At 73.3% G+C, this 15,764-nt stretch carries 12 protein-coding genes; 7 read left to right on the forward strand and 5 right to left on the reverse strand.

The window, feature by feature from the left end:
• Positions 1-50: 50 nt before the first annotated feature.
• Positions 51-3,023 (reverse strand): glycoside hydrolase family 3 C-terminal domain-containing protein, encoded by a 2,973-nt coding sequence (locus tag AC4BEG_RS21175; RefSeq protein WP_490701316.1) that lies wholly within the window; start codon positions 3,021-3,023, stop codon positions 51-53.
• A 226-nt stretch (positions 3,024-3,249) separates the two neighbouring features.
• A complete protein-coding gene (locus AC4BEG_RS21180; protein WP_490701317.1) occupies positions 3,250-4,548 on the reverse strand; it encodes an MFS transporter in 1,299 nt (432 codons plus the stop codon).
• Between the two features lie 63 nt (positions 4,549-4,611).
• On the opposite strand from AC4BEG_RS21180, the gene AC4BEG_RS21185 reads away from it, so the two are divergent.
• Positions 4,612-5,589 (forward strand): LysR family transcriptional regulator, encoded by a 978-nt coding sequence (locus tag AC4BEG_RS21185; protein WP_490701318.1) that lies wholly within the window; start codon positions 4,612-4,614, stop codon positions 5,587-5,589.
• A gap of 7 nt (positions 5,590-5,596) precedes the next feature.
• Here the strand turns inward: AC4BEG_RS21185 and AC4BEG_RS21190 are convergent, their stop codons facing one another.
• Both AC4BEG_RS21190 and AC4BEG_RS21195 read right to left on the reverse strand, forming a co-directional pair.
• The gene (locus tag AC4BEG_RS21190; RefSeq protein WP_490701319.1) at positions 5,597-5,884 is read right to left on the reverse strand and encodes a hypothetical protein; all 288 of its coding nucleotides are present in this window, start codon (positions 5,882-5,884) and stop codon (positions 5,597-5,599) included.
• Positions 5,881-6,243 (reverse strand): DUF6247 family protein, encoded by a 363-nt coding sequence (locus AC4BEG_RS21195; protein ID WP_490701320.1) that lies wholly within the window; start codon positions 6,241-6,243, stop codon positions 5,881-5,883. The genes AC4BEG_RS21190 and AC4BEG_RS21195 overlap by 4 nt, the downstream gene beginning before the upstream one ends.
• 252 nt (positions 6,244-6,495) lie before the next feature.
• Here AC4BEG_RS21195 and AC4BEG_RS21200 point away from each other — a divergent pair, with 252 nt between their 5' ends.
• From AC4BEG_RS21200 to AC4BEG_RS21220, 5 genes are all read left to right on the forward strand, one after another.
• A complete protein-coding gene (locus AC4BEG_RS21200; protein WP_490701321.1) occupies positions 6,496-7,944 on the forward strand; it encodes a nitrate/nitrite transporter in 1,449 nt (482 codons plus the stop codon).
• Between the two features lie 188 nt (positions 7,945-8,132).
• A complete protein-coding gene (locus AC4BEG_RS21205; protein ID WP_490701322.1) occupies positions 8,133-9,359 on the forward strand; it encodes a uroporphyrinogen-III synthase in 1,227 nt (408 codons plus the stop codon).
• A 326-nt stretch (positions 9,360-9,685) separates the two neighbouring features.
• Positions 9,686-10,225 (forward strand): sigma-70 family RNA polymerase sigma factor, encoded by a 540-nt coding sequence (locus AC4BEG_RS21210; protein WP_490701323.1) that lies wholly within the window; start codon positions 9,686-9,688, stop codon positions 10,223-10,225.
• Positions 10,222-10,986 carry an anti-sigma factor family protein gene (locus tag AC4BEG_RS21215; protein ID WP_490701324.1) on the forward strand — a complete coding sequence of 255 codons (765 nt, stop codon included), beginning with the start codon at positions 10,222-10,224 and terminating at the stop codon, positions 10,984-10,986. The genes AC4BEG_RS21210 and AC4BEG_RS21215 overlap by 4 nt, the downstream gene beginning before the upstream one ends.
• A 164-nt stretch (positions 10,987-11,150) precedes the next feature.
• Positions 11,151-13,538 carry a HelD family protein gene (locus AC4BEG_RS21220; protein ID WP_490701325.1) on the forward strand — a complete coding sequence of 796 codons (2,388 nt, stop codon included), beginning with the start codon at positions 11,151-11,153 and terminating at the stop codon, positions 13,536-13,538.
• A gap of 198 nt (positions 13,539-13,736) precedes the next feature.
• Here the strand turns inward: AC4BEG_RS21220 and AC4BEG_RS21225 are convergent, their stop codons facing one another.
• A complete protein-coding gene (locus AC4BEG_RS21225; RefSeq protein ID WP_201877020.1) occupies positions 13,737-13,943 on the reverse strand; it encodes a cold-shock protein in 207 nt (68 codons plus the stop codon).
• Positions 13,944-14,203: 260 nt separating this feature from the next.
• Here AC4BEG_RS21225 and AC4BEG_RS21230 point away from each other — a divergent pair, with 260 nt between their 5' ends.
• Positions 14,204-15,625 (forward strand): NAD-dependent malic enzyme, encoded by a 1,422-nt coding sequence (locus AC4BEG_RS21230; protein WP_490701326.1) that lies wholly within the window; start codon positions 14,204-14,206, stop codon positions 15,623-15,625.
• The last annotated feature ends 139 nt before the right edge of the window (positions 15,626-15,764 follow it).

Genomic DNA, 15,764 nt, shown 5'->3' on the forward strand with positions numbered 1-15,764 from the left:
CAGGTGCCGCGTCAGGGGCCGCGGCCCCGGACGCGGGCTGCCCCGCTTCCTCAGCGGAGCGAGAACGTGCTGAGGCGCAGCCCCCTGCCGAGGATCAGATGGACATCGCGGTGGCCCGCGACGGCGGTCAGACGGGCGGTCACCGTGCGGTAGGTGTAGCGGGAGCCCGTGCTCGGAACGCGGGCCGTGGCGGCGAGCGGGCCGGTCGGGGAGCCGAGGCGGACCTGCACCGTGGACGCGCCCGGGGTCTCCTTCGCCGCCCGTACGGTGAAGGCCGACGCACCGCCGCCCAGGTCCGCGTCGCGGAAGACGAGGCGTCCGCCGTCCGGGCCCGAGGCGACCGCGTCACCGCGCACCTTGGCGGCGTCGACCAGCCGGGTGCCCGTGTAGTCGTCGAAGTCGGCCGCCCGGGTGCGGCGTGACAGATCGCGGGCCGGGATCGTCTCGCCCCGTACGGTCCACGCCGTGCGGGTGCGGATATCGGCCGAGGAGGCGCCCACCATCAGGTCGTAGACACCGCTCTCCACGACCCAGCGGCCCCGGGTGACATCCCAGTGCGCCAGATCGGCGGTGCGCAGCGGCAGCCGGACCGTCTTCGTCCGGCCGGGCTCCAGCGACACCCGGCGGAACGCCCGCAGCCGCAGCCGCGGCTGCTTGTCCCGGGAGACCCGCTGGCGGGTGTAGAGCTGGACGACCTCGTCGCCCGCCCGGGACCCGGAGTTGGTGACCGGGACCTCGACCCCGCCCGGGACCCGCTTCACCTGGCCGTAGCGGAAGTCGGTGTACGACAGGCCGTGGCCGAAGGGGTAGAGCGGGCGGCCGTGGAAGTACTGGTAGGTGCGGTCGGAGCGGATGATGTCGTAGTTGAGGATGCCCGGCAGGTCCCGCTGCGAGCGGTACCAGGTCTGGGTGAGCCGCCCGGCCGGGTTCACCCCGCCGAAGAGGACGTCGGCGAGGCCATGGCCGGTCTCCTGGCCCGCGTGGGTGGTCCACAGCAGCGCCGGGGCGTGCTGCTTCTCCCAGTCGAGGGTGGTGGGGTAGCTGTTCTCGACCACCACGACGGTGCGCGGGTTGGCCCGCCTGACCGCCCTGACCATCTTCTCCTGCTGCCGGGCGAGCCCCATGTCGGTGCGGTCGTGGTCCTCCTTGCCGTTGATGAGCGGCATCGAACCGACCACCACGACCGCGGCGTCCGCGCCGCGCGCCGCCTCGGCCGCCTCCCGCGCCCCGTCGCGCCGGACCTCCCGCGTGTAGCGGCTGGCGTTCTCGGCGGTGACGAGAGCGAGGGTGCCGTCCTCGCGCGCCGCGAGGTACTTCTTGTCGCCGAACCAGCTCTCCTGTGCGTCATAGCCCGCGTAGCGCAGCAGATACCTGCCGTCGGGCTGCCGCTCCAGCCGGAACTGCTGCTGGACGAACCAGCCGTTGGGCTCGGTCTGGTCGTTGCCGAAGGTGCCTCCTTCGCGCAGGCCGACGTACCGGCCGTTGACGATGGCCCGCAGGGCCACCACCCCGCCGCCCCAGTCGAAGGCGTCGAACTGCTCGGCCGCCCCGGACGGGGTCGCGCTCTCCTTGAGCGGGGCCCCGGCGGCGCCGCGGCCCGCGGTGATGTAGCGGCCGTTCGCCGTGTTCCGCAGCGCGATGCGGTCCACGCCCTCGCGGCTGGTGACGGTGCCGGAACCGGACTTCGCCAGCCGCTCGGCGATGCCCTTCGTCGGTGTGACCTTGTAGGGCAGGGTGCCGGAGTACCAGTCGGTGTAGAGGGTGTCGGCCAGCGGGCCGACGACCGCGACCCGCCGGGTGCGCGCCGGATCCAGCGGCAGGGTCCTGTTGTGGTTCTTCAGCAGCACCATCGCCTTGGCCGCCGTCTCCCGCGCCAGCGCGCGGTGGGCCGGGCTGTTGATGACCGACGGGCCGATGCCGCCGTAGGGACCGCCGCCGGGGTCGAACTCGCCCAGCCGGATGCGGAGGGAGAGGACGTGGCGGACGGCGCGGTCCACCTCCGCGACGGTGATCAGCCCCTGGTCCAGCGCGCTGTGGAGCGCGGCCCGGGTGGGGCCGGAGTCGGTGTTGTCGTTGGTGAAGCTGTCGATGCCCGCCTTCAGCGCGGCGGCGTCCGCCTCGGCGGGGGTGGCGTAGTAGTTCTGCACCCCGGGCAGCAGATTGCCCGGCGCCTGGGCGTCGGTGACATGGAACAGATCGCGCCCGGTCCAGCGGCGCACGGTGTGGTTCAGACCCGGATTGACCGTGTTGGGGCGGCCGTTGACCAGGTTGTACGCCGACATCACCCCGGTCGCGGCATCGGCGGCGATCGCGGGCCGGAACGCCTCCTCGTCGTACTCGTGCCGCACGCGGGGGCGGAGGTCGGAGGAGGTGGTGGTGCGGTTCACCTCGTTGTTGTTGGCGAGGTAGTGCTTGAGGGTGGGGGCGGTCTTGAGATGGCCGGGGTCGTCGCCCTCCAGCCCCTTGCCGTACGCGGTGGAGATGGCGCCGGTCAGGAACGGGTCCTCGGAGTAGCCCTCCTCATTGCGGCCCCAGCGCGGATCGCGCAGCAGATTGACCACCGGCGCCCACACGTTGAGCCCCCAGCCCGGCGGGCGCTCCCGCTGGAAGCCGCGGGTCTCGTCGCCCACGGCCGAGCCGACCCGCCGCATCAGCGCGGGGTCCCAGGCCGAGGCGAGCCCGATCGCCTGCGGAAAGACGGTGGCCTCGCCCAGCCAGGCCACTCCGTGCAGGGCCTCGGTGCCGGTCTTGAACGACCGGATGCCGAGGCGGGGGATGGCGGGCTGGTACTGGTGCAGCAGGGAGATCTTCTCGTCCGGCGTGAGCCGGTCCAGCAGATCGTCCACGCGCTCGCGGAGCGGCAGCCGCGGATCGCGGAACGGAAGGCCGGCGTGCGCCCCGGCCGGGGTCGGGCCTGCGGGTGGTAAGCCGGTCAACAGGGCGGCGGCCAGGGCGGATGCGGCGAGTACGCGGAGGGCCGCGCGGCGGCGGGGTGGCCGGGCGGCGGTGCCTGTCACGAACACGTACGTCCCCTCGGGTAGCGGCGGTTCGACGTCCGGGCGCGAAAACCGCACCGTAGCGCCGCCCACTACCCACCCGCGCTGCCCACGCTCGCGCGTTGCCCCCATCGGCCCAGCGGTGGGGCCTCCCGGCCGGGGCTGAGGGGACGCCCCGGGCGCCGTCCCCCGGGCGGACACCGGCGCCGGGCACCCGGCGGGCGGCCCTTGGTGCCGCCGGGGCAACGGCGCGTCAGACCACCGCCCCGGCCCGGCGGCGGGTGGTGCGTCGGCCCGCCAGGGCCGCGGTCAGGGCCAGGGCGGCGGCTGTGGCGGGGGTTGCGTACGCGGAGACGGCGCCCAGGTGGTCGGCGGTCCAGCCGCCTGCCGCCGCGCCCGCGGAGATGCCGATGAGCAGGCCGGTGTAGACCGTGGTCATCCCCTCGTTGAGACGGGCGGCCGGGACCAGCCGGTGGACCAGGGACATCCCGGTGATCATCGTGGGCGCCGTGGCCATACCCGCCAGGAAGAGCAGCGGGGCCAGGGCCACCAGGCTGTCCGCCGCCAGCAGCGGAAGGACGGCCACGGCCATGGCGGCCACGCCCGCCACCAAGCGGGCGGACAGTGAACCCCGCAGCGGAAGCGCGCCGAAGACCAGCCCCGCCACGCACGATCCGGCCGCCTGGAGGGCGAGGACGGCGCCGCTCATGGAGGCGCCGCCGAGGGACCGTACGGTGGCGACCGTCGCGACCTCCATGGAGCCGAACACCGCGCCCGTCGCCAGGAAGGTGAGCAGCAGGGCCCGCACCCCCGGGGTGCGCGTCAGCGGGACGGCGCGCTCCCCGGCGGTGGGCCGCGGGTGCGGCGGCGGCTCGGTGCGGCGCTGGGCGGCGAACAGCAGGGTGCCGGTCACCAGCAGCACCGCCGCCGTGAGCAGCCCGGCCTCCGGGAAGACCGCCGTGCACAGCACCATGGCCAGTGCCGGGCCCGCCATGAAGCACACCTCGTCCACGACCTGCTCGAACGAGGCGGCCGTGTGCCGGGCGGCCGCGTTGTCGTGGTGCAGCGCGGCCCAGCGGGCGCGGGTCATCGAACCGAGGCTGGGGACGCCGGAGGAGCCCGCCGCGCACAGGAACAGCGCCCAGGCCGGGGCGTCGTGGTGGACGCACAGCACCATCGCGGTGGCGCCCAGCGCGAACACCCCCACGGCGGGCACCGCGACCCGCGCCTGTCCGTACCGGTCCACCAGCCGCCCGAGCAGCGGTCCGGTCAGCGCCGTGACCGCCACCCCGGTCGCCGAGACGGCGCCCGCCAGCGCGTAGGAATCCCGCGCCATGGCGACCATGAGCACCTGGGCGACGCCGAGCATCGCCCCCGGCAGCCGTCCGACGAACGCCGCCAGCGTGAAGGCCAGGGCACCGGGGACGGCGAAGAGCCGTCCGTACGGGGCGAGGAACGCCGGGGCACGGGCCGGGCGACGACGCCGGGCCCGGCGCCGGGGCGGCGGCGGAACAGGGCGGACGACGGGCCGGGAGGCAAGGAAAAGGATCACCCCTGTACGGTCCCGGCCGCCCCTGTGCCCCGTCCAACACCTGATCGGGCCCCATTGACGCATATGGGTTGTCAATATGGAGGAGTGAACCGGGACATCGAACCGCGGCTGCTGCGGGCCTTCGCCGCCGTCGCCGACGAGCTGCACTTCACGCGTGCCGCCGCCCGCCTCTACGTGGCACAGCAGGCGCTGAGCCGCGACATCCGGCGGCTGGAACGGGAGCTCGGCGCGGAGCTGTTCGTCCGTACCACCCGTCAGGTCGCGCTGACCGCGGAGGGCGAGCGGCTGCTGCCGTACGCGCGGCGGGTACTGGCGGCGCAGGACGAGCTGGCCGCCGCCGTGGGCGGCGGAACCGGCCGTCCGCTGCTGGTGGACGTGGGCGCGCCGGTCAGCACCGGCAGCCGGGTGCTGGACGAGGCGCGGCGGCGGCTCACCGCCGACACCGAACTGGTGGCCCGCTACCACAGCGGGCTGACCGGCGCCGCCGTCGAACTGCTCGACGGGCGCCTGGACGTCTCCTTCGGCCGAGCCCGGGGCCTGGACCCGGCCGTGCTGGCCGGTCTCGAGCACCGCCCGGTGCGCTACGAGCGGATCGCCGTCCTGCTGCGCGAGGACCATCCGCTCGCCCACCGGGAGCGGATCCCGCTGGCCGCGCTCGTGGGTGAGACCCTCTACGCCGCGGCGGGCAACGCCGCCACCGCCGAGTGGACCGATCTGGCCGGGCAGTTGTTCGCGGGGCGGGGGATCGCGATGGCCGAACCGTTCCCGGAGATCGAGGGCGACGCGGAGTTCATCCGGGTGGTGACCAAACGGCGCTGGTCGGTGCTGGCGAGCGAGGTGTTCATCGATCTGCCCGGTACGGTGCTGCGCCCGCTCATCGACCCGGTGCCGCTCTCACCGGTCTCCATCGTCTGGCGCAAGGGCCTGCGCCACCCCGGCCTGACCGCCCTGCTCACCGCCGCCCACGACCTCGGCGCCCGCCACCGCTGGCTGGACCACCCCCGCAACGCCTGGCTCCCGCGGCCGGAGGCAGCCCACTGACACTGGGTCAGAGGTTTACGCGGTGCACGTAGACCCGTCCGCGGTGCGGGATCACCTGATACCAGACGAGCATCGTGTCGACGCTGTACGTGCGCAGGCGATGCGGCTCCGGATCGTCGTCGAGGCTGCCGTCCGGGCCCAGCCCCTGGGCGGCGAGATCGGCGAGGGCGGTGGCGATCAGCTCGACCGCCTCCCGGTCGGCGTCCTTGAGGGCGCCGACGACCCATTGGGCGTCGGGGTTGTACTCCCAGGCCCATCCGTTGCCGTCCTCGACCCCCTCGGCCCGTGCGATCACGGGGCGACCCCGGCTTCGGCCGCGGCCTCGCCGAGGATCCGGGTGACGGTGGCCTGTGCCGCCCGGAATTCCGCTTCAGTGGCGTTCGGGTCGCCCGTGACCCGTTCCGCCTCGCGAAGGGCGCGATACCTGCCGGGATGACGCTCGATGGCGACGACGGTCGCCCACTTCTCCAGGAACAGCCGCATGGGGGTGGTCGACGCGGTCTGCACGGCACGGTCGAACGCCTCGCCCATCTCGCGGTCGAATTCGGCGATGCGGGCGAGGTCGAGGCGCTTCACGGCTTCCCGAAGGGCGTCTCTGGTCATCGGAGGCTGCGGCAGAACGGGGCCGTGCAGATCTTCCGGCTGTGTGCTCATACGGTCCTCCGGAGGGGCGGCCGGGGCGGGTGGTGCACAGGCACGCTACCGGGTGCGGCCCCGCGCCGCGTACGGGACGGCTTAGGTGCCACCGCCCCGGGCGACCCCGGAACGCTTCCGCCCGCGCGCCCTCACCGCTCCCCGCCCCGCCGGGTGAGAGCAAGGTTTCGCCGGTGTCACCTGCCGCCACAGGTCGGTAATGCGCCGTCCCTAGCGTCGGGCAGTGACACCGAGCACCGTGGAGGCGCCGCGATGACTGCCCCGACCACCATCACCGCCGCACGCAAGGGGGGCCGCTGGATCGAGCGGTGGGACCCGGAGGACGAGACCTTCTGGCGGGAGACCGGCCGCCGCACCGCCACCCGCAATCTGGTCTTCTCCATCCTCTCCGAGCACATCGGCTTCTCCCTGTGGAGCCTGTGGTCGGTGATGGTCCTGTTCATGGGCCCCGAGTACGGCGTGGACCCGGCCGGGAAGTTCTTCCTGGTCGCGGTGCCGACCCTGGTCGGCGGGGTGCTGAGGGTGCCGTACACCTTCGCCGTGGCCCGCTTCGGCGGGCGCAACTGGACGGTGGTGAGCGCCGCGCTGCTGCTCGTCCCGGCCGTCGCCGCCGCCGTGGTGATGGAGCCCGGCACCTCGTACACCACGTTCATGGTGGTCGCGGCGCTCACCGGGGTGGGCGGCGGGAACTTCGCCTCCTCCATGACCAACATCAACTCCTTCTACCCGCTGCGCAAGAAGGGCTGGGCGCTCGGCCTCAACGCCGGGGGCGGCAACATCGGCGTTCCGGTGATCCAGCTCGTCGGCCTGTTGGTCATCGGTACGGCCGGGGCCGCCCATCCGCGGATCGTGCTCGCCGTCTACATCCCGCTCGTCGTGCTGGCGGCGGTGCTCGCGGCGCTGTTCATGGACAACCTGGCGCCGGTGCGCAATGACACCGGGGCGGTCCGGGAGGCGGCCCGCGACCCGCACACCTGGATCATGGCGCTGCTCTACGTCGGCAGCTTCGGCTCGTTCATCGGCTACAGCTTCGCCTTCGGTCTGGTGCTCCAGAACCAGTTCGACCGCACCCCGCTCCAGGCCGCCTCGCTCACCTTCATCGGCCCGCTGCTCGGCTCGCTCATCCGCCCGATCGGCGGGCGGCTCGCCGACACCTACGGCGGGGCGCGGATCACGCTGGTGAACTTCGCCGCCATGGCCGCCGCGACCCTCGTGGTCGTCTACGCCTCCGCCCAGCGCTCGTTGGGGATCTTCCTCACCGGGTTCATCGCCCTGTTCGTCCTCAGCGGTCTGGGCAACGGCTCCACCTACAAGATGATCCCGGGCATCTTCCAGGCGAAGGCCGTCGCCCGCGGTCTGGCGGGGGAGCGGGCCGCGACCTACGGGCGGCGGCTGTCCGGCGCGGCGATGGGGCTGATCGGGGCGGTCGGCGCCATCGGCGGGCTGGGGATCAACCTCGCCTTCCGGGAGGCGTTCCTGACCGGCCACTCCGGCACCCCCGCCTTCGTATCCTTCCTCGCCTTCTACGCCCTGTGCTCCGCGGTCACCTGGGCCGTATACCTGCGCGGCAGCCGCGTGGCGGTCCCGTCCGCCGCGGCGGGGGACGGCACCGCTGCGGACGGCACCGCCGGGGACGGTGCGCAGCCGGCCGGGACGCATGATCCGCAGGCTCAGCGGCAACCCGCCTACGCGGACATCTGAGCCGCGGGCCCACGGTCCACGGCCCCAAGGGCCCACGGCCCGCGTGGGGGAGGGTGTGCGGCCGGTGGGAAGCCACCGGTCGTACACCCCGTTACACCTGGGTAACCTCCGCGAACCGCGACCGTCATGCGACGGCGGCAGGATGCGGATTCCGGAGGCGCGCATACGACAGTGAATCGGGACGAGGCATGCACCGAGACCAGACCACCGCGGCGGGCGGCACCACCGTCCGCCGTCCTCCGGCCCCCGGCGGGACCGCCGGGGACGCCCCCGCGGGCCCGCTGGCCGGGTTCACCGTCGGTGTCACCGCGGCCCGCCGGGCGGACGAACTCGGCGCCCTGCTGCGGCGCCGCGGTGCCGAGGTGATGCACGCGCCCGCGCTGCGCATCGTGCCGCTCGCCGACGACTCCGAGCTGCTCGCGGCCACCAAGCACCTGCTCGACCACGCCCCCGACGTGGTCGTGGCGACCACCGCCATCGGCTTCCGCGGCTGGGTCGAGGCGGCCGACGGCTGGGGTCTTGGGGAGGCCCTGCTCGACCGGCTGCGCGGGGTCCGGCTGCTGGCCCGCGGGCCCAAGGTGCGCGGCGCGATCCGCGCCGCCGGGCTCACCGAGGAGTGGTCACCGGCCTCGGAGTCGATGGCCGAGGTACTGGACCGGCTGCTGGAGGAGGGCGTCGACGGCCGCCGGATCGCCGTCCAGCTGCACGGCGAACCGCTGCCCGGCTTCGTGGAGTCGCTGCGCGCCGGGGGAGCGGAGGTGGTCGGGGTGCCGGTCTACCGCTGGATGCCGCCGGAGGACATCGGCCCCGTGGACCGGCTGCTGTACGCCACCGTCGCCCGTGCCCTGGACGCCGTCACGTTCACCAGCGCCCCCGCCGCCGCGAGCCTGCTGGACCGGGCCGAACAGCTGGGAATGCGCGAGGAGTTGCTCGACGCGCTGCGCCACGATGTGCTGCCCGCGTGCGTCGGCCCGGTGACCGCGCTGCCGCTGGAGGCCCACGGCATCCCCACCCGTCAGCCCGAACGGTTCCGGCTCGGCCCGCTCGTTCAGCTGCTGTGCCATGAACTTCCCGGCCGTATAAGGCCGTTGCCGGTGGCCGGGCGGCGGCTGGAGATCCGTGGCCATGCCGCGGTCGTCGACGGTGAGCTGCGCACCGTGCCGCCCGCGGGGATGGCCCTGCTGCGCACCCTGGCCCGCCGCCCCGGCTGGGTGGTCTCCCGCGCCGAGCTGCTGCGCGCGCTGCCGGGCTCCGGGCGCGACGAGCATGCGGTGGAGACGGCGATGGCCCGGCTGCGGACGGCGCTGGGTGCCCCGAAGCTCATCCAGACCGTGGTCAAACGCGGCTACCGGCTGGCACTGGACCCCGCCGCCGACACCAAGTACACCGACGGCCCCGGAGCCGACGAGCACTGAACCGGGCTGCCCGGGGGGCCACCGGCCCCGTCGCGCGGGGCAGTTGCGCAGATGCGAAGCCGGGACCCCGCACCCCCAAGCCCGTAACTCGACTGTCCGGCACCGGACATGACGCAGGCCCCGGATGGGGGGACCGGGGCCTGCGGGGCGGAGATGGGGAGGGGAGCCCTTCCTGGCGACCGGCACCCGCCCGGTGCCGGCTTCTCGGACTCCAGTACGTGCCGCACTCCCGGAAGCGTTCAGTCCGGAATTGCGGCGAACATCACAGGAATCCCGGTGAACGCTGTGCCATTCCCGTCCGTACCCCCCTCGACCCGACGGCTTGCATGCGCAAAGATGCCCTCGTGACCGAGAGGACGACACCGGACGACGCGCTGATGCGCGCGCTCTACGCGGAGCACGCGGGCCCGCTTCTCGCCTTCGTCCTGCGCCTGGTGGCCGGCGACCGGCACCGCGCCGAGGACGTGGTTCAGGAGACGCTGCTGCGGGCCTGGCGCAACGCTGATCAACTCCAGCGCGCGGGAGGGTCGGTACGCCCCTGGCTGGTGACCGTGGCCCGCCGCATCGTCATCGACGGCCACCGCCAGCGCCGCGCGCGCCCCCGTGAAGTCGATGCCTCGCCCCTCGAGGCCATGCCCGCCGCGGACGACATCGACCGCGCCCTGCGTCAGATGACCCTCTCCGACGCCCTCGCCGATCTCACCGATGCGCACAGACAGGCGCTCGTGGAGACATACTTCAAGGGACGGACGGTGAGTGAGGCGGCCGAGGTGCTGCGCGTACCGCCGGGGACGGTGCGGTCCCGGGTCTTCTACGCGCTGCGCTCCCTGAAGCTCTCGCTCGAGGAAAGGGGGGTGACGGCATGATGCCGGCAGCGGACGACCAGCAGCACACCGCCGTCGGCGCCTACGCGCTCGGTGTGCTCGACCCCGCGGACGCGGCGCGCTTCGAGGAGCACCTCATCGGCTGCGACCGGTGCGCCGCCGAACTCGACGAGCTGATGGGCATCCCGCCGCTGCTGGCCGAGTTCGCCACCGCCCCCGACGGCCGGCCGCTGCCGGATCCGGCCGGGCTCACCGCCCGCCCCGGGCCGGAACTGCTCGACCGGCTGCTGGGCGATGTCACCGCCAGTCGCAAGGCGTCCGGCAGACGGCGGCTCTTCCTCGTCGCCGCGGCCGCCGTCCTCATCGTCGGCGGCCCGCTCGCGGGTGCGGCCCTCACCTCGTCCTCCTCCGGGGACGATGGCGGCGGGAAGCCGGTGGTCGCCGCCCAGCAGATCTACGAGCAGGGACAGAAGAAGTTCACCGCGGTCGACCCCGTCACCAAGGTGGACGCCTCCGTCTCCCTCGAACAGAAGGGCTGGGGCACCGGCATCGCCCTCAAGCTGGGCAATGTGAAGGGGCCGCGCGCCTGTGAGCTGGTCGCCGTCGGCAAGGACGGCCACGAGGAGACCGTGACCACCTGGGCCGTGCCCACCTCGGGCTACGGCGTCAAGGACGGCGACGGCTCGCGCTGGAGCAAGGAGCCGCTGTACGCCCAGGGCGGCGCCGCCATGAACCAGGAGGACATCGCCCGGTTCGAGATCCGCACCCTCGACGGGCAGCGGCTGGCCAAGGTCGATCTCTAGACCGGTCGCGGGCCACCGGCCACCGGCCACCGTCCAGAGGCCACCGTCCACTGGCCACTGCCGATCTTGGCGGTGACCTGCCCGACCTGCGCCCGAGACCCTCGACGTGGCGCAAAAGGGGTGTACGGTTGACGGCTGCCCTAGGGAGACAGAAGGGGGCTTGGGTGGCCGCGCAGAACGCCACGCATGACAGCCGCACGGTTCCGCCGCCGGACGGCGGGGACGGGATCCGGGATCGCGAGATCCGGACCGAGCAGGCACATCTGGACCGGGTGTACCGGCGCCTCGAGGAGAAGATCCACGAGGCGGAGTTCCTCATGGACGACGCCGCCAAGCGCGGCCAGGTCGGTACGCCCGGTGCGCTCGCCGAGCGGGACGCCCAGGTGTTCCGCGCCGGGGTCCACCTCAACCGGCTGAACAGCGAATTCGAGGACTTCCTCTTCGGCCGGATCGATCTGCTGCTCGGCAAGGACGGTGCACGCGGCCCGGACGGTGCCTACACCTCCGTGGAGCCCGCGGACGACGCCATCCGCTCCGGGGAGGACGGCGACCGTGCCGAGATCGCCGAAACCCTGCACATCGGCCGTATCGGCGTCCTGGACGCCGACTACGCCCCGCTGGTGATCGACTGGCGGGCGCCCGCCGCCGCGCCGTTCTACCGCTCCACCCCGGTCGCCCCCGGCCGGGTGGTCCGCCGCCGGGTCATCCGCAGCAAGGGCCGCCGGGTGCTCGGCGTCGAGGACGACCTGCTGCGCCCGGAGCTGTCGGCGACCCTCGACGGCGGCGCGCTGCCGGTGGTCGGGGACGGGGCGCTGATGGCCGCGCTCGGCCAGGCCCGCGGCCACACCATGCGCGACATCGTCGCCTCCATCCAGGCCGAACAGGATCTGGTGATCCGGGCCCCCGCCGCTTCCGTCACCGAGGTCGAGGGCGGCCCCGGCACCGGCAAGACCGCCGTCGCGCTGCACCGCGCCGCGTATCTGCTCTACCAGGACCGGCGGCGGTACGCGGGCGGCATCCTGGTCGTCAGCCCCACCCCGCTGCTGGTCGCCTACACCGAGGGCGTGCTGCCCTCGCTGGGCGAGGAGGGGCAGGTCGCCATCCGCGCGGTGGGCTCCCTGGTGGACGGCGCCGAGGCCACCACCTACGACGATCCCGCCGTGGCCCGGATCAAGGGCTCCTCGCGGATGCACAAGATGCTGCGCAAGGCGGCCCGCGGCGCCCTGGAGCTGCCGCGCGGGGGCAGACCCGGCGCGGGCCCCGGGGAGAGACCCGACGGCCCGCCCGAGCGGCTGCGGGTGGTCGCCTTCGGCGCCCGTGTGGAGCTGGAGGCCGACGAGCTGCACCGGATCCGCCAGCAGGCGCTGGGCGGCACCGCCCCCGTCAATCTGCTGCGCCCCCGCGCCCGCCGGCTGCTGCTGGACGCGCTGTGGGCCCGCTCCGGTGCCCAGCGCCGCTACACCGACCCCGAACTGGCCGCCGAGGCCCGGGAGGGGTTCGACGAGGACATCTCCTCCGAGGACGCCTTCCAGGAGTTCCTGGACGCCTGGTGGCCCGAGTTGACCCCCCGCGCGGTGCTCGCCGCGATGGCCGACGAGAGGCGGCTCGGACGCTGGTCCCGGCGGGTGCTCAATCCGCGCGAGACCCGTCTGATGGCCCGTTCCCTCACCCGGCTGGGGGACGACGGACAGGGCCCGCTGTCCGTCCACGACGTGGCGCTGCTGGACGAGCTCCAGACGGTGCTGGGCGCACCCGCCCGGCCCGCCGCGCCCCGCGAGGCCGATCCGCTGGACCAGCTCACCGGCCTTGACGAGCTGACCACCCACGCCGACCGGACCGGCGGGCGCCGTAGCCGCGCCGACCGCCTGGAGCGCGAGCGCGCCGACTACGCCCACGTCATCGTGGACGAGGCACAGGATCTGACGCCCATGCAGTGGCGGATGGTGGGGCGGCGCGGCCGTCACGCCACCTGGACGGTGGTCGGCGACCCCGCGCAGAGCTCCTGGTCCGACCCGGACGAGGCCGGGGCCGCGCGCGACGAGGCGCTGGGCACCCGGCCGCGCCGCCGCTTCACCCTGACCGTCAACTACCGCAATCCGGCGGAGATCGCCGAACTGGCCGCCAGGGTCCTGGCACTGGCCATGCCCGGCACCCCGTCCCCCGAGGCGGTCCGCTCCACCGGGGTCGCACCACGGTTCGCCCCGGGGGAGAACGGCGACCTCGGCGCGGCGGCGCGCGCGGAGGCGGTCCGGCTGCTGGGGGAGGTGGACGGCACGGTCGGCGTTGTCGTCGCCATGAACCGGCGTCAGCAGGCGCGCGGATGGCTGGACGGACTCGGCGGCCGGGTGGTGGCGCTGGGCAGTCTGGAGGCCAAGGGGCTCGAGTACGACGCGACGGTCGTGGTCTCCCCGGCCGAGATCGCCGATGAGTCCCCGGCCGGGCTACGGGTGCTGTACGTGGCGCTGACCCGTGCCACCCAACGGCTGACGGTGGTGTCGGGGGAGCGCGACGAGCCGGACGCCCACGGCGTCCCGGATCTGCTCCGGGACTGACGGAACCGGCTCGTCCGGGGCCCCGGAAATCAACCCCTCAGCGGGGAATCGCTTCCGGGGACGGTTTGTTAGCCTTGCTGTGGCACCGGCCCGATCCAAGCCCCCGGGCCCAACCTTCGTCGCTTCGAGCGACCACTTGCCGCGAGGCGAGCATGGCGGGCCGGTGCCACCCTTCGCACATCGAAAGAGGTCTGTGTCCTAGCCCAGGACGCGGACCTCTTCGGCTTGCGGGCCCTTGCGGCCCTGGACGATCTGGAACTCCACCCGCTGGTCGTCGGTGAGGCTGCGGTAGCCGCTGCCGTCGATCGAGCTGTAGTGGACGAAGACGTCCGGCCCGCCGCCCTCCTGGGCGATGAATCCGTAGCCCTTCTCGGCGTTGAACCACTTGACGGTGCCCTGAGCCATGCCGGCGCTCCTCGCTGTCCCTCGACGCTGTGCGCGGCAGAGCCTAGAGCGGCCCGGTCGGCGGACGGCCCGCCTCGCGGGGCGTTCGCGCGAAGGAGTGGGGCTTTCCACTCCGCTGACCCCACTCTCGTATGTCAGAACAATATGTCCGAAAGTCGGGCCGGGTTACCTGGTACCGGAAGGTAGGTGTAACCATCTGAAGCACGCGGCCGCTACCCCGGGGCCGGAGACTGAAATAGGGAAAGCAGAGGAAGACGGCCATGGCAACGGCGCCCAGCGTCTCGTACTCGATGACGGTCCGGCTGGAGGTGCCCGCGAGTGGTACCGCGGTCAGCCAGCTGACCACGGCCGTGGAGTCCTCCGGTGGCTCCGTCACCGGCCTCGACGTGACCGCCTCCGGTCACGAGAAGCTCCGTATCGACGTCACCATCGCCGCGACCTCCACCGCCCACGCCGACGAGATCGTCGAGAAGCTGCGGGGCATCGACGGGGTCACCCTCGGCAAGGTCTCCGACCGTACGTTCCTGATGCACCTCGGCGGCAAGATCGAGATGTCGTCGAAACACCCGATCCGCAACCGTGACGACCTCTCCATGGTCTACACGCCCGGTGTCGCCCGGGTCTGCCAGGCGATCGCCGACAACCCCGAGGACGCCCGGCGGCTGACCATCAAGCGCAACAGCGTCGCGGTCGTCACCGACGGCTCCGCGGTGCTGGGCCTGGGCAACATCGGGCCCAAGGCCGCGCTGCCGGTCATGGAGGGCAAGGCGGCCCTGTTCAAGCGGTTCGCGGGCATCGACGCCTGGCCGATCTGCCTGGACACCCAGGACAGCGACGAGATCGTCGCGATTGTGAAGGCCATCGCGCCGGGCTTCGCCGGGATCAACCTGGAGGACATCTCCGCCCCCCGCTGCTTCGAGATCGAGGCCCGGCTGCGCGAGGCCCTGGACATCCCGGTCTTCCACGACGACCAGCACGGCACCGCGATCGTGGTGCTGGCGGCCCTGACCAACGCGCTGCGTGTGGTCGACAAGAAGATCGGCGACGTGCGGGTGGTGATGTCTGGCGCGGGCGCCGCGGGCACCGCCATTCTGCGGCTGCTGACCGCCGCGGGCGTCCGGCACGCGGTCGTCGCCGACATCCACGGCGTGGTGCACGCCGGGCGCCAGGACCTGGTCTCCGCCGATCCGGAGTCCCCGCTGCGCTGGATCGCGGACAACACCAACCCGGAGGGCGTCACCGGCACCCTGCGCGACGCGGTGCGGGACGCCGATGTCTTCATCGGGGTGTCCGCCCCGAACGTGCTGTCCGGCCAGGACGTGGCCGCCATGGCCGATGACGCGATCGTGTTCGCGCTGGCCAACCCCGACCCGGAGGTGGACCCGGCGATCGCCCGCCAGACCGCGGCCGTGGTCGCCACCGGCCGGTCCGACTTCCCCAACCAGATCAACAACGTGCTGGTCTTCCCGGGTGTCTTCCGTGGGCTCCTGGACGCCCAGTCCCGTACGGTGAACACCGAGATGATGCTGGCGGCGGCCCGCGCGCTGGCGGATGTGGTCCACGACGACGAGCTCAACGCGAACTACATCATCCCGAGCGTCTTCAACGACAAGGTGGCGGGCGCGGTCGCCGGAGCGGTCCGGGACGCGGCCAGGGCTGTGACCGGGACCACGGCGGTCTAGGCCGGGCACGGCGCGTCGCGTGCTGTGGGGTCCACGGAGCACCCATAGGGTGGCGGGCAGAAAAACGACCGCCCTGGCGCTTTTCGTGTGACTCTCCGGGGTTCCGGATTGGCTTTCCCGCCACAGGTGGGGGCAGGAT

It is taken from the genome of Streptomyces sp. JLBJ103 (assembly GCF_058215575.1).

Bases quoted from the DNA above. Each gene is read 5' to 3' on its own strand.
- AC4BEG_RS21230 (WP_490701326.1), top strand. From the start codon at position 14,204: ATGGCAACGGCGCCCAGCGTCTCGTACTCGATGACGGTCCGGCTGGAG.
- AC4BEG_RS21185 (WP_490701318.1), top strand. From the start codon at position 4,612: ATGGGTTGTCAATATGGAGGAGTGAACCGGGACATCGAACCGCGGCTG.
- AC4BEG_RS21215 (WP_490701324.1), top strand. From the start codon at position 10,222: ATGATGCCGGCAGCGGACGACCAGCAGCACACCGCCGTCGGCGCCTAC.
- AC4BEG_RS21195 (WP_490701320.1), bottom strand. From the start codon at position 6,243: ATGAGCACACAGCCGGAAGATCTGCACGGCCCCGTTCTGCCGCAGCCT.
- AC4BEG_RS21210 (WP_490701323.1), top strand. From the start codon at position 9,686: ATGCGCAAAGATGCCCTCGTGACCGAGAGGACGACACCGGACGACGCG.
- AC4BEG_RS21200 (WP_490701321.1), top strand. From the start codon at position 6,496: ATGACTGCCCCGACCACCATCACCGCCGCACGCAAGGGGGGCCGCTGG.
- AC4BEG_RS21225 (WP_201877020.1), bottom strand. From the start codon at position 13,943: ATGGCTCAGGGCACCGTCAAGTGGTTCAACGCCGAGAAGGGCTACGGA.
- AC4BEG_RS21205 (WP_490701322.1), top strand. From the start codon at position 8,133: ATGCACCGAGACCAGACCACCGCGGCGGGCGGCACCACCGTCCGCCGT.